This window comes from Rhodococcoides kyotonense (assembly GCF_900188125.1).
Taxonomy (GTDB): domain Bacteria; phylum Actinomycetota; class Actinomycetes; order Mycobacteriales; family Mycobacteriaceae; genus Rhodococcoides; species Rhodococcoides kyotonense.
In genome coordinates, this window is the sequence record NZ_FZOW01000025.1 from 40,287 (window position 1) to 54,651 (window position 14,365).

9 protein-coding genes and 1 pseudogene are annotated in these 14,365 nt (G+C 61.8%); 3 read left to right on the forward strand and 7 right to left on the reverse strand.

Annotation, left to right across the window (positions count from 1 at the left end; all coding sequences use genetic code 11):
• Positions 1-11: 11 nt before the first annotated feature.
• Together CHB96_RS26935 and CHB96_RS26940 are read left to right on the forward strand one after the other, a co-directional pair.
• The gene (locus CHB96_RS26935) at positions 12-1,130 is read left to right on the forward strand and encodes a Gfo/Idh/MocA family protein (RefSeq protein ID WP_089252136.1); all 1,119 of its coding nucleotides are present in this window, start codon (positions 12-14) and stop codon (positions 1,128-1,130) included.
• A gap of 668 nt (positions 1,131-1,798) precedes the next feature.
• Positions 1,799-4,171: a tetratricopeptide repeat protein gene (locus CHB96_RS26940; protein WP_089252138.1), complete on the forward strand. Its 2,373-nt coding sequence runs from the start codon at positions 1,799-1,801 to the stop codon at positions 4,169-4,171.
• Between the two features lie 209 nt (positions 4,172-4,380).
• Here CHB96_RS26940 and CHB96_RS26945 read toward each other — a convergent pair whose 3' ends face one another.
• Positions 4,381-4,977: a hypothetical protein gene (locus CHB96_RS26945; protein WP_141136579.1), complete on the reverse strand. Its 597-nt coding sequence runs from the start codon at positions 4,975-4,977 to the stop codon at positions 4,381-4,383.
• Between the two features lie 493 nt (positions 4,978-5,470).
• Positions 5,471-6,889, reverse strand: coding sequence for a CHAT domain-containing protein (locus CHB96_RS26950; RefSeq protein ID WP_089252142.1), 1,419 nt, complete (start codon positions 6,887-6,889; stop codon positions 5,471-5,473).
• Positions 6,890-7,163: 274 nt separating this feature from the next.
• On the opposite strand from CHB96_RS26950, the gene CHB96_RS26955 reads away from it, so the two are divergent.
• Positions 7,164-8,162: a hypothetical protein gene (locus CHB96_RS26955; protein WP_141136580.1), complete on the forward strand. Its 999-nt coding sequence runs from the start codon at positions 7,164-7,166 to the stop codon at positions 8,160-8,162.
• Positions 8,163-8,327: 165 nt separating this feature from the next.
• On the opposite strand, the gene CHB96_RS30470 is transcribed toward CHB96_RS26955, so the two are convergent.
• From CHB96_RS30470 to CHB96_RS26980, 5 genes and pseudogenes are all read right to left on the reverse strand, one after another.
• Entirely contained in the window at positions 8,328-8,717 is a 390-nt protein-coding gene (locus CHB96_RS30470; protein ID WP_089252146.1) for a zinc-ribbon domain-containing protein, read from the reverse strand.
• A 185-nt stretch (positions 8,718-8,902) separates the two neighbouring features.
• Entirely contained in the window at positions 8,903-9,373 is a 471-nt protein-coding gene (locus tag CHB96_RS26965; protein ID WP_141136581.1) for a hypothetical protein, read from the reverse strand.
• Between the two features lie 398 nt (positions 9,374-9,771).
• A complete protein-coding gene (locus tag CHB96_RS26970; protein WP_141136582.1) occupies positions 9,772-11,010 on the reverse strand; it encodes an AlbA family DNA-binding domain-containing protein in 1,239 nt (412 codons plus the stop codon).
• 646 nt (positions 11,011-11,656) lie between these two features.
• Positions 11,657-12,402, reverse strand: a pseudogene (locus CHB96_RS26975) (IS3 family transposase).
• A 239-nt stretch (positions 12,403-12,641) separates the two neighbouring features.
• The gene (locus tag CHB96_RS26980) at positions 12,642-14,171 is read right to left on the reverse strand and encodes a PucR family transcriptional regulator (protein WP_089252152.1); all 1,530 of its coding nucleotides are present in this window, start codon (positions 14,169-14,171) and stop codon (positions 12,642-12,644) included.
• Positions 14,172-14,365: the final 194 nt, after the last annotated feature.

Consider the following 14,365-nt stretch of genomic DNA (forward strand, 5'->3'; position numbering starts at 1 on the left):
GAATCCCGCCCATGAATCTCAGGACTGCTCCGACTATAAGAGTCGGCGTCCTCGGTTTCGGAAGAATGGGCGCGATACACGCTGAGGCGGTCGTGGCGTCCCCAGCCGCGAGGCTCGTCGCAGTGTGCGATACGAGCGTTGCCGCGCGAGACCGGGCGGCACGACTCCATCGTGTCCCCGTCTTCGACGACCTCGCCCACTTTCTGGGCCAAAGTCTCGACGCAGTAATTATCGCGTCGAATACGCAGTACCATGCCCGCCACATCGCGGCATGCGCCGACGCCGGCGTCGCTATCTTTACCGAGAAGCCGGTCGGCCTGACGTCAGAAGAGTCCGACCGTGTTCTTGCAGCGGTCGAACGTGCCCGCGTCCCATTCCAGATCGGTTACCAGCGCCGGTGGGACGCCGGCTATCTGGAGATGAAACGGCTCATCGACGCTGGCGAAATCGGTCGACCCGTCTACCTCAAGTCGTATGGCCGTGACCCAGACGCCTCGTCGCCGGCGAACTGGGGATTCGAGAAGAACGGCGGGCTGTTCGTAAACTGTGCCATCCACGACTACGACCTCGCCCGGTTCCTGTTTGGTCAGGAGATCCAGACCGTGAGTGCCACCGGCGCCGTCGCCGTCTACCACGGACTCGCCGAGGTCGGAGACATCGATACGTGCTCGACGACCCTGGCGCTGTCGGGTGGGGCCATAGCCGTGACTGAGTGGACTCGTTTCGCCTCTTACGGGTACGACGTCGCGGCTGAGGTTATCGGCACCGACGGCGCACTGCAGCTGGGCGGCGCACGGGCCGAGGGGCTCGCTATACGGCGCCGAAGCGAGGCGGCCGGGTCGGTCCTGGGCCGCTTCGGTCAAGCGTTCCGTTCGTCCATCGACGAGTTCGCGGCAGCCGTCCGCGAAGAGCGACTGCCGAGCCCGGGTGTTCACGACGCCAGGACGGCGCTGCAGGTCGCCCTCGCAGCGCGAGAGTCGTACATGAAAGGATCAGTGACGGTGCAGGTCCCGCTCCTTAAAGCGATCAGCCCCGACAGTCGGGGCGCGGATAGTCAGGCGGGCAAGTGCCCGCTACCTCCGAGCGATGACGTCTACGTCACTGCTCGTCCTGGGTCGCCCCCTCGCTAGGGCTGGGTCTGGTCGCCGGAAATGCGGCGTCTTCGCCCCTTGGCGTCCGACGGTGATGTTGTAGGCGGCGGCCCGCTCCATGGTTCCCCTGGTTCGGCAAGCCATCGAAGTCTGTGATGTCGCGCGGCCCGGATTCGGTCTGGCCCGGGCGAGCCGTCTCGCGCCGACGCTCGTGCTGAGCAGGTCTTGTGATGGGACGGAGGACTGGGTGCCGATCTCGCCGGGGATCAGACGAGGCCGGCGGCGGTCTCGACCTCCTGGCGGCTGCGGTGACTCCAGCGGCGTGTCTCGATGTGGTCGCCTAGGTCGCGCGTAGCGCAACCGCGCCACCTGTGGCGGGTCCCTGCGGGTCCGGGGGCGGGTCAGCGCTGAACGCGATAGCGGTGAAACTGTCTCCTGGCAGGCGGTACAAGCAACCTGTCATGCACCGAGCATGTCGAAGTCATGCTCGGGAATGATGCGGAGCGTGATTGCCTACGGCGTCCATGCGAGTAAGTGTCCTGGTCGCCGGACAGTGGAGTTGTCATACAGTCTGCTGCAGAATGTGTTCATGATCACTAAGGCAACGAGATGAGCGACGCCCGCCGCGTTGTGCCTCGCGGCTCTGCTCGAGCAGCTGACGCGTACGCCAGGCAGGTTCGCGGGATCGCCCCGCCAACGGTCTCGGTATGAGTGACCAGTTCTTGTTCTCCGGGCAGTCGCTGGAGCCTCAGATCCGTCTGCTGCTGCAGGCACTGAGTGATTACGCGAGTCGCGATGATGCGACTGGCCTGTTGGACGAACAGGGAGCCCACGCGCTCGAGACCGTCGAACTGTCCCTCAAGGGCCGGGAGTTGTTTGCGTCGGAGGACATGGCGGACTTGCTAGCGCGGGTCAGGCTTGGCAGGTTTCAGAGTCTTCCCGCCGGGCGGGACCGCGACGATTTGAAGGCGGGCCTGAAGTGGTTCGCCCGGGTACGACGTACCAACCCCAGCCGTGTCCCTGAGTCCGTGCGCGCGGCGCTCGACGATTCGATCTACGATGAGGACTGGGAAGAGTTCGGAGACCCCGAGTGGCTCTCAGGCGACCTCCTCGACGCTGCTATAACCCGACTCGAGGAACTGTTCGAGGAGGCTGCCGAGGCATGGCCCGACAGTAAGCGACGCCCTCTGGGAGGCCAGGTTGAAACGGCTGCGCCGGAGCCCGACGGCGCAATTGACCCGACGGTCCCGCGTGGGTCAGGGCGGAGTGATGCGGAGGGACCGGGCGAGGTCTCTGACGCCGTACGTCACGCTGCCACACTGGTCGGTTACCTGACGACTCGGTTTGAGCAACTCGACCGCCGCCCAGACCTTGACCGAGCGATCGGCCTCGGACGGTGGGTCTTGGTTCCAGGTCGAATCAGCGGGCAGCCGAGGCTGGCTGCGACCGCGAACCTCGCCGGTGCCTTGATGAATTTGGCCGAGGCGACCTCTGACCTCGACGCGCTCAACGAGGCCGTCGACCTTTTCGACGCACTGGCAGGCGAGCGAGGCACAGCTGCCGACCAGTCCAACCTGGCAGTCGTCCTTCTTTTCCGCTTCGAGATGCTCGCCCGCGACCTTGACCTCGACCAAGCCGTTGTGGCAGCACGCGCGGGCGCACGCCTTACCGTCGCCGGAGATCCGTTCCTCCCGTCACGACTGTCCAACCTCGGATCTGCGCTGCGGACCCTGTTCGACCGACACAGCGACGAGGAGATCCTTGATGAGGCGGTCGACGTCGGACGCAAAGCAGTCCGCCTCAGTGACCCGGAGGACCTCGACATCGTCCGGCGACTCACGAACCTTGCGGCGTCGTTGAGCACACGCTTCGAGAGGCACCGACACCGATCCGACATCGACGAGTCCATCGATCTAGGACGCCGAGCCGTCGCTTCCGGCCCCGCTACTGGCCACAGCGGACGGGTCGGGAACCTCGCCTCGGCCCTTCATGCTCGTGGCACCTTCTACGGACAGCTCCAAGACCTCCAAGATGCGCTTCGGATGGCCAGGACGGCTGCGCAAGCCATGCCAGTAGGACACTCTGACCGAGTCGACTTGCTTATCAACGCAGCCGGTACAGCGATGTCCTGGTTCGACTGGACCGGCGACCGGACTGCCGTCCTGACCTCCATCGGCCTCGGCCGGACCGCCGCAGCCGAGGCAACTGACAGCATCCGCAACGCCTCGGTCCATTCGAATCTCTCTGTCCACCTGCTCACTGCGTTCGAGGCAGCCGGGGACATCGAATTTGTCCACCTGGCATACCGAGAGGCCGGCATCGGTATCCGTCTCGCGGGTGAACGCGTCAGCGCTGTCGCCCTGTCAAACCTGTCCCTGGCCGCGCGAACGCTATTCGAGGAGACTGGCAGCCGACCTCACCTCGACGTGGCGCTGGACACAGCCCGAAAGGCAGTCAAGAGATGCCCGGAGGACCATCCGGACCGCGGCGCGTTCCTGAGCAACCTCGGGCTCTGCCTTTACCGCGATGGCCAGACCAAGGAGGCCGTCGAGGCCACCCTTGCCGCCTACGAGCATCCCGCGTCCATCGGAACGGCGTCCGGGGTCGCCTACGCGGCCAACGCCGCCAGGATGCTCGTCGAGCAACCGGGCGGGCGACGCGATCCTCGGGTTATGCGACTGTGGGAGGAAGTCGCCTCGAGCACGACTGCACCCGTCCCCTTACGCCTTGAAGGGCTCGTCACTGTGGCTCGCGCGAATGTCGCACACCCGGTCAGGTCGGCCGGTTTGTACCGGGCTGCCGTCGACCTGCTCCCGGCCGCGGCGTGGCACGGGATCGACCCGGTCAGCCGCACCCGTCGGCTTGCAGTCTGGCAGGGCCTTGCTCGCGACGCGGGCGCGATGGTCCTTAACGCCGAGAGCCCCGCTGCAGCCATGGCGGTTCTCGACGGCGGCCTGTCGCAACTCTGGTTCCGGGCCACCCCTGCCGCATCCGAGGTCGATCGGCTCCGTCGAGTGGCCCCGGCACTCGCTGACCGGGTAGATGCAACCCGTCGTGCGCTCACGATGACCGGCCCTTAAAGTGTTATAGAGGTCGAGCCGATCGGCGTGAACCTCGCCATCTGAGGCGCTCCGAGTCCTGTTTCAGAGTAGCCGCATCTTGCCGGAAGAGGTCTCGCCATTGACGCCGTCATCGCGCGAGCGACTTTGCCGATGTCGAAGGTGAGAGAACTACTGTGTGCGTCGGGGCTTTTTGTCTGTCCAGCCAGCGGTGTTCGCAAGGTGCGTAGCTACTGCGGACAAGAGTCGGCGACGTCGAGCCTACTGATTGTGTCGAGATCGAACTTCATCTGCTGACCCTTCACCTGCAGTGTCAGGTCGCCGCTGCCGGTCTTGGTCGGCTCTCCACACCACACAATTCCGCCGTCGTCTGTCACGGCCATCTTGGGCCCTTCTGCGTCGGGGCCGTACCAAGTCAGCGCGACGGCAGCGAGGAGGGCGATAAACGCGAACACGGTCGCGACCAGCCCGCACATGAGCGCGTGCATGGTCGAGGTCGCCTCCTGATGGTCAGTCACCTCGGACTTGAGTGGTTTCAACGGCCCGTACGAGGCCCTGAACAGCTTATACGCGGCGAAAGTGGCAAGCACGGTCGCGGTGGCAAGACATCCCCCGACACCTATGGCCCACTTGGGGTCGAGTCCGGTGAGGTCGTCTCGTCCCTTGATCAGACTGAATGCTAGCGCGGCTACGAGGAGTGCGCCGATGCCCTTGGACCAGTTCGCCGCGCGCTCGCGGGTGAGCGCGAGCTCGGCGGACTGGAGTCGGTCGCGCTGGGCGATGATCCCCTTGATCTCGTCTGCGGAGTAGTTCGGAAGGTTGCTCATTCCGGCACTACCCATAGTGAGCCGCATCCGGTGACTCCTTGGGGCGCGCCCGGGTGACGAATGCCGCATCCACATTGCATAGCGACCACCAAGACGTGCTGCGCGCCTGGCCACGGGGCTTGAGGGTTCGAGATGTCGATCTCTGAGTCGGAAACAGCGGTAGTGCGGAAGGTCCCACCGGCGAACTCGGTGACCTGGACCTTGCCGAGGCAGGTCGGACAGGAGACTTCGTAGTCGACTTCTCTATTGCGTGAGGTGTCCTTGATGAGGGATTTTGTGGCTGCTTCATTGAGGTCGCTACCTGTGCGCTCCACGAAGGGCACGTCGTCCTTGTGTGTCGTCATTTTTCCTTGCCTCTGCTCAAAGGGTGTCTAGATCTGGTCGTCGTCTCGCATGTCGACGTACTTGGAGCCGGATGTAGCTGGCTGGTGTCGTCGTCAGCTCGGCGTTGTGAGAATCGGTCCCGCGCGGCGGAGGTCTCGCGCGCGTGAGATTAGGGCCCAATATGAATTAGAGAGGCCCACGAGTGGAGGCTTTCGCCGTCGGCGCGGAGCTGGTCGACGGAGGATGCGAGGGCTCGGGCTGAGTTGATCGGGTCGAAGCTGCCGTCGTCGGTGACAAGCTGGTCGTAGATTGCGGCGAAAGCTGATTGGGCGACGGATTCGGCGAGGTTCCACAGGGTCCCAACGACGTGACGGAACCCGGCGTAGTGAAGTGCTGCGGAAAGGGTGATGGCCTCATCGAGGAGGTCTACGCCGCCAACGGCGGTCTTGCAGGCTGCAAGGGCGGCGAACTCGCCTGTCGCAGAGATGGAAGAGACGTCGAAAACTCTCAGTACTCCGTCGCTGAGCCTGACCCCGCCCTGGGAAGGATCGGCGAGGACCTGGTCGCCATGGCAGTCAAAGTGGACGAAGTCGCAGGTCTCTAGTTGTCGTCGTACTCCTGCGACGTCCGAGCATTCGACGATGTCGGTCGCGGTCAGTCGGCTGAGCGAGCCGGTGAGTAGCTCGCCGGTCGAGGCGAAGGTCGAGGCGACCAGGAACCGTCGACGGGGCCGAGTGGGGGTCCCGGTGTCGCGAGACGGTGTGCTGCTGTCGGTCCGTGCGTCGAGGAGAGACCTGACGGTCGGGGTCGTCGACGACACAACCATGTCATGCAGCCACTGGGTGCCGCGTCCGGCTGCATGCAGTGGGAGGAACGCGAGTGGGCCGGTGGGGCACCACCACACGCGTGGACGGAGATCGCCGGTGCCTGGCGCAGGGAGCCTATCGAGAAGCGGGACCATGACGACGTCCCACAGCCATCCGGCGAGCTCGGTTAGTTCCTCATCCAGGTCGAGTGTCGCTTGGCGGCGACGAGCACCTGCTTCTTGGCGCAGCCGTATAGCGTCGCGGTCGGAGTGGTCCCGTTGTAGGGCGGCGACGGCCGCCTCGAACTCGGCAACGGACTGGTCGAACCACGCGAGCGCGGCGAGATGCCGTTCGAGGTGTCGCTCGGCGTCGCGCAGCGAGAGGTCAGGTAGCGATACTGCCTCGACACCGTCAGAGGTGAGGAACAGCGCGTCGCAACGCCACTCGCTGACGTTGATGGTCACGACCGGACCATGCGCTGCGGCACGGAGGAGGTCCTTGTAAGTCGGTGGTCGCAGAAAAGTCTCGAATCCGGGGAGCGCTCGGACCTCTGCGAGCAGATCGTCCCACGAGCGGGCGAGGGCGAGACGACGGTCGACTGGGTCTACCTCCGAATTCGAGGCCCAAGGTGTCGCGACGGCGCGCCCAAGGCTTCCGGGGCCGATGTCGGTGAGGCCGCGTTCGTTGACTTCATGTGCGGATCCGGTGGCCGGGTCGTCCGATGCGCCCGGTGTAGGCGGGTGCAGCGGCGCTGCGAGGTCACTATCATCGGGGCTCAGCACGGATGAGATTCTTGCAGAAGACGTGGCTGCTGACCGTAGTTCTGGGGAATCTTGGTCGTCCGTAGAGCTGGGCGTTCGTCCGCGTCCGCGTGCGTTCAGCAGGTTCTCAAGACTTCACGCCGCTCGGGACGGGCGGACACACTCCATCAATGGCGGGGACCGACCCATGGTGGAATGCCGAATAGCGACGCGATACGTCACTCGACGCGCCTCTGAGCGCGCTTCCGGCGTTATCGCCCCCGTCCTGTCGGACGTCTCGAGTAGCATCGTCGCGGTGAACTCAGGTGGACGCTCAAGCGAGCTTGGAACTGATGGTTTGCTGGGCCTTGTCCGCCGGGCTCTAAATGAGATCGACGACCAACCGGTCGACGTAACTGCTCGGAGAGTAAGTCGCCTAGCCTCACTGCTCGGCGAAAGCGAGCTCTCGGTGTATCTCGGTCTTGAGCTGTCTCCGCTTGGCGGCCTACCTGCGACCAACGCCGAAAACATTCGCAATTTGATGGTCGCCCCCGAGGAGTGGGGATTGAAGCAGGGGGCACACGAGACTGCGCACGATAGGTACATCGGCAATCGTCAGATCCAAGAAGGATTGAGCACGGGAAAGGTGCTCGCTGTAGGGCTGAACGAGTTGGACAATCTCATTGCCCGGCTAAATGGTGCCGACCGCAATGCAGACGAATCGCAACATTTGCAATTCGCGCGTGGGGTGAAGGAAAGAGTACGTCACACCCTATTCTCAAATTTGTGCCGCATGGAGCGCCAGCTCGCGTTCGCGGACGTAAATGAACAGATCTTCGAGAGATTTCGGTCCAGAGTAGACTCAATTCTCGCCCAGAGAGCCCCAGACGTGATCGCGCAGTTCTCTGCGGTCCATCGGCGTCTAAAGGAAGCCGCTACTGCTGATCCGAACGGTCGATCATCCGACGAGGATCTCGCTCAAGCCGCCGTGACCTGTCGTCGAATCTTGAAATCCGTTGCAGACCATCTCCTGCCAGGGACCGCCGGGGCGAGGAGTGATTCGGGTCAGTCGTTGGGTGACGAAGCGTACCGCAACCGAATGTTCGAGTACATCAAGCAAGAGGTTTCCAGTGGTTCGGTGTCTGACGCCCTCAAAGCCACTGTCGACACTGCGTACACGCGCTTCGTTGCGCTCGATCAACTAGCAAATAAGGGGCTTCACGCGACGATTGGTTTGTATGAGGCCGAGCTTTGTGCGATCCACACCTATGTTGTCGCCGGAGAGCTATTAGCGCTTAAATTAGACGCTGCGTAAACGACGTCCCTGGTTGTATTGCTTCTAACGGTCCGTCAAACACGCGAATCAGAAGAGGAATCGAGAGGTAGATCTTGAATCTCTACGAACGCATCTCAGCAGCATTGGCAGATCCCGAACATCGTCTCAGCGCCGACGTGTTCGAAGAATGCGCTACCAGCCTACTCAGCACGACGTACCCGAATCTTGTCCCCGTTCGAGCAGGTTTGGCTTTTCACTCGTGCTGTCAGAACTTGCACCGCCACCAATAGTCGTCGGATGTGCCCGCATCGATTCAGTCGGGTTTGACACCTCCGTTTCGGCAGAATGCCACTGCGCGGCAATTTTAGAGATTCTTCTGCGAGCAAGTTGCCAGGCGTCTCGGTGCGTGGTTGGGCGCCGACGCGTTTCACGCCGAGGGATCACACCCTGGGTTGCCGCTAGGCGCGGCTTGCCATTTAACCGGCAGTCGGGACATTGCCACCACACACGGGTGTGACTTTTGGGCTTCAGGTCGGACGGGTGCACGTCGGTGTTCCTGTCCTGGTGCCAAAGTCTGTCCGCCAGCGGCCGAATTCAGGTGTGCCGCTAATTTTGTGTACCCAGGTGCGCAGAGTGGACTCTAGGCCTTATCGACGGGTAGGCCGTCGACGCTCGTATACAGCAGGTCCACCAGCAAATCTCGCTGATCTGCGATCGGGAAAGACACGTTGCGCTCGCTCTTCGGGAAGGTCTGGGCCGTCGAGAAGTTAAACCAGTGATCAATGCGAGTCGCTGCTGTGGGGGGCTGTGTTTCCGTTCACCAACATGATGAGAAACGGCGGCAGGCTCAGTATCCCAACGCAATTCGCGACCTCCGTAGGATTTATCGATGTTGGATCAATCGACAATGCAGCGAGGGCTCCTGTGAAGTAAGCCAGACCGGCGTTCGCGAGAGCGACGTGCAGAGTGTAAGGCTCGATCGCTGTCGGGTCCTCGCTGAAGTAGGCTGCAGCTAGCTCTGGACTCACGTCGAGTAACGTGAGGTTTTCCTGGACGGCTAGCACCATGCCCAACAGTTGGCGGGCGGCTCGTCCTGGGTGAAGATTGGCGAACTTGCCGGGTTGCCCGCTGCCGTGCTCGAGCGGCAAGTGCAGGGCTCCGTCTTCATTGGACAGGCCCCACAGGTCCTCGGCCGATGCTCCTGTTGTGTCATTCAGTGCAACGCCAGCAGTCTCGAGATGGCCGATCACGTTCGTTCTCCACTGCCCATATGCTTGCGGCAACTTTCGTACGCTCGCACCGTTGTTGCAGTCGCAGCATAGCGACTCGACGGTGTGGCCCCTCTCGAAGCTCGCAAGAAGCCTAGCGACGCCGCCCTGGTCGTGGTACATCGACGTCGAGCTACTATTTCCAGCATGACGCGGTGGGACATGCTCTTTCGTCATCTCATCGTAAGTTCGTCAGTGGCGGCACGCATCCCACAACATTTGTCCATTGTGGAGCACAACGCCCAGAGAGGCTATTGGGACGTCTCTCGAGATACTTCGGTGGCCGTCACACCTGTTGACCCGACTTGGCTCATCGGCGAGGACCGGGCCATGGTTCTCCCCTTGACTTCAAGCTGGTCCGATCATCCTCTGAGGAACCATCAGCGCCGGTGGATATCCGCCAAATTCTTGTACGGGAGATAGAACGAATCGATACTCATGCTTCTGAGAAGAGGTCGTGTCAATCTGTCCACTACAGTGGATGCGGCGTTGGAGATTTCCTCGGTGGTTGTCGTTGTGGTCCTCAGATAGGCGTCCCGCGGATAAGGGGAGAAGTCGGCAAAGTACCTTGGAATATGCTGCTCGACTGGATACACGCCACGGAGTCCGGTGAGGTGAATCCCGATGTGCCACTCTACGTTGAGGGGCACGTACTTCGTAGACAAATGAGCTATGGACGTCAGCAGTGCGTGTGTGAGCTCCAGGAATGCAACTGCTCTGAACACCGGGCTTCCGCTAATGGGATCGCCTGATGCACCCAATGGCTGGACCGGCGATCCGCTGATTACGCGCCAAGCTCCATCATCGCCGATCAAAACGGATAGCCGATCACCGTCCTCGATGTCTTCGTTGCCGAATGATTTTGCCGCGACACCGTCAGGGTGGGGGACAACGTAATTCAGACTGTGGAGGCTCGGTGTGAACTGCAGGTGCTCGCTGACCGCCTCAGTGAAGAACGACAGTGGATGAGTTCCGTTCAGGGCCGTACTCACGTCAGTCCCGGACGGCGGGATAGACGGCTCGGCGAGGATCCGAAAGTACGATGCGTCGCTGCGTTGTGGTTCTGCGCCGATTGCATCCTCAATCGACTGCAGTCGAGTCTCGAACCCGTCAGACCGATCTTGTCGGAAAGCCAGGAGTCGCCGAACCTCTAGGTCCGAGAGCGCTCTTTTGCCCTCGTCGCCGCGACCCCAGTATCTGCCGTCGACCATGTGCGGCGCAGCGGCGGAGGCAGGGACTGTTACGACCAGGACGGCGAGATCAGGCTCGGCCGGGTGCTGGAAAACCTGACTTGTGATGGTCAGCGGTGGCGCGACGGTAGCTCGAGCAACGGCGTCAAGCCGTGACACAAGACCCGCTATGTCGGTGCCGGTGACCGCACCGGTCTTTCCCCTGTCGTCTTCGATCCCGACAACGAGCACGCCACCATCGACACTGAGAGATGCGAGATCTCGTGCTACCTCGGTATTTGCGCCGGCACTTTTAGGCGGAAGGGCCTTCTTGAGTTCAACCCAGTGACTCTCGTCCAAGATGCCGTCAGCAGCTGCCGAAACGATGTCTCTCCAATCAGACGGAGAAAACCTGGGTTTGAGCGGTCCTAGATAGAACGAGTTCGTCATTCGGACATCATGCAGGACGACCCTAGACCGCCCGATGAGACTCGGCCCAGCGGCTGAGGCCATCTTGGTGTTTTGAAATCCGTGCGGGTTCGTTGCTGACGGCGGGGGCTCTCCGGGTTGGATCCGACGTTGAAGACATCGGTGTACACATTTCCTTGTCTGACCGGTGAATGGCTACGGACGGTGGCGGCCGCCCCTCGTTCGCGGTCGAGCCAATGTCATCCGAAAACTGCGCCAGGCCCTGGCCTCTGTAGATGAGTCACTCTTGAGCTTCTTGAATCGGACTTCTCTACACTGGAACCGTGAGCATCTCATCGAACGCAAGCCTCATTTCAGAGCATTCAAGCCGCTCCGAATCGTCTCGCGTTCAGGTGGATTCACCACGGTCCCGAGGGACTTTCGGAGCGGATCTCGGTGTCACGAGCGTGTCACATGTCGGTACGAACGCATGAACCTGGGTGGTACCGCCTGAACGATTGACAATGGTCAGGGTGTCTGTGGTGGGTCCAGGTGGACGTATTCGGTTGTCTCCCAACATACTTGTAAGCGAGCGGTCAACGGTTCAATCCCGTTAGGAGGCTCCACCAAAAACCCCTGCTGAGCAGGGGACTGCCCCGAGTTCAGTTGACTCGTGGGGTTGAGTGGATCAAGCCGCGTGTGCGGACCGATTGATTGTCTCAAACTCGACTGGGGTGAGCTTGCCGAGCCTGCGTTGGCGACGCTTGCGGTGGTAGGTCCTCTCGATCCAGGTGACGATCGCCAGCCGTAATTGATCCCGGGTCGACCAGAACACGGACCAAAGTCGTTCTTGTGAGCACAATCGCGCGACTCTGTTCTCGCACGCGGCGATGCCGCGGTCGGGTAGTTCGTCGGCGATGAATCGGTAGCCGAATGCGGGGTCGTCGGCGTGGATCTCGCGGGCCATGTTGATCAGGTGCGCATCATCCCAATCCCGTTGTGTGACTGGCTGTTTCTTTCATTTTTAGAAGGCTTGGGTGGAGAATCCGAGAACCCGGCAGGTCACTGTGACGGGAACTCCGTCGGCAGCAAGGTCGAGGACCAGCGGTGGGGGTACCTCCCGCTTGCGGGGGAAGAGCATTTTGGGTTGACGTCCCGGGACAGGTAGGCGACCGCGCGGCGCATGACCTCGGCTTCTTGCTCGAGCAGTTTGATCCGTTTGCGGGCCTCGCGCAGCTCGGCAGACTCGTCCGAGCCCGTCGTCATGGCCCCGCTGCGTTCGATACCGTCGTCGCGGTCGGCGATCTTGAGCCAGCGGTGCAGGCAGCCCTCGGAGATTCCGAAGTCTTTCGCGATCTGGCGCAGCGGTGCCTCGCCCTTGCGTGCAACGGCGATAACGTCGCGGCGGAACTCCTCGGGGAACGCTTTCGGCATGGGAACACCCTTCCACCGTGAGGAGCGATCCTCACAGATCGGATGTCAACCAAACCTGGGGCAGTCCCTCCGATAGTAGCCACCTGGATCGTCTACGCGACTAAATGGTCTTGTGAGGCAGGGTGCCGCATTGTCAGTGGACCCGGTCATCCTCGCCGGCAACCTTTGTCAGCGGTCGCCGAGGCGCATCTTGGAAAACGGTGTAGGTCATGTGACGGCTGTTCGATGGCAGGAGATGTCTACTTGTTCAGATGGTTGAGGGCGATCAATACATTCGATCGGTCTTCGGGTGAGCCGAGGCTGAGTCCGAGGAGGGTCTCGACTTTCGTGATGCGGGAACGCACTGTGTGACGGTGCGTTCCCAATTGGGTTGCCGTGGGTTGTGCAAGTCCGTGGTTGGACAAGTATGCGCGCAGTGTTTCCACCAGCTCTCCGCTGTCAGCCACCAGGGGCGCGAGAAGCTCGCGGGACCACGCGCGAATGAGCTCACCGTCGACGAGTGCGCTGACGTCCTTGCGCATGAGTTCGTCATATGTCCGAACTTGTCCGAGCGGACCTGCTGCACGCCGGGCTTGTTCGACGCCGACCGCAGCATCCTCGAATCGAAGGTCTCTGCTGATTCCGACAGCTGCTCCCGTCGCTGCCAAAGTGTCGGACAGTAGCTGGTAGCTCGTGGAAACTGGCATCAGGACGATGAACTCGGACTCGGTCGACGTGCTGTAGCAACCGCTGAGGTCCAGATCTTCGCTGACGCGGTCGAGCATCTCGCTCTTCGCAAGTACCACCCGAATACGAGTGCGGTCGATCGGTGATCCGGTGAGAAGTTCCGCGACATCGGCCACAGCAGAAGCAGCGTCGGTTTTCGACTGGAGAACGAGTCGGGCCACGTGATCGTGAACCTTGGTCGATATCGAGCGAGCGACGTTCTCCTGTTCGGCAAGCAGGGTTGTGAGGGTCAGCGCGGTGGGGACAACGGTTCGCGACAGTATCCGTGTCTTCTCTGGCCATCCTGTCGCCAGATACGACCGCGGCGCTCCGTTCATACCTACGGGATGAAGTGCCGCCTGCAGTTCGTCGACGTCGAAGGTGGCCGACGCCGCGAGACCCTTCGGTCGGAGCGCTGCCACGTGTTTTCGTGCCGAAGCGATGAAACGGTCGTCGACCGCCGGAGTGGAGTGGACGATGTTGCCCGTTGGATCGAGAAGGGCGGCGGAACCTTTGAGGAGGACAGCCAATTCGTCGACGACCGCGGTCGTGCCGTCGGGACGGCGTGCGCAGGCGAGTAGTCGACGTTGTGCGTCGTACGGCCGTTGAACTGCGGTGCGTTCCGCTGCCGCGACCATCTCTGTGACGGCTCGACCGATAGTGGCGAACGAGGTCGAGCTCGGGATCGAGATCAAGGGTAGGCGCACACGGTGACACGCGGCGGTTATCGCGCGTGGGACTTCGTCGTGGACACGATCGACGCCGAAGCCGAGCGCGATCGCCCCTGCGGCAATCAGTCGGTCGATATACATGTCTGTTTCGTGCGGATCGTGGACTGGGATTGCCTTGCCGGACGTAAGTACCAGTTCACCTCCGTTCAGATACGGCGTGGGATCCAGTAGTTCGGTGAAGGCGATCCAGCGGACCGGAACCGTCAGGTCCGCGTCGGCCGATACGAGATCGAGGTGAAGTTCGGTCCGATCCATCAGTACTCGAAGGGTGACGAATTCCAAGGCAACGCCCTTCTGTGCACTGTGGCGAGAGAACGATCCCAATACTGACATACCGTCGAATGGGTGGCGAACAGGCTAGAACGTGTGGATCAAATCGACCAACCGGCTTCTTGCAGATATGTCCGTTCTCGTCGTTATCGAAGGTGGTGAAGCTGATCCGGCGTGTTAATACCTCGTTTCGGTCACGTTCAATCGAGTTTTGCGTCACGGACGAATGACCTGGTCAATGCGGTGACTGTCGAGTC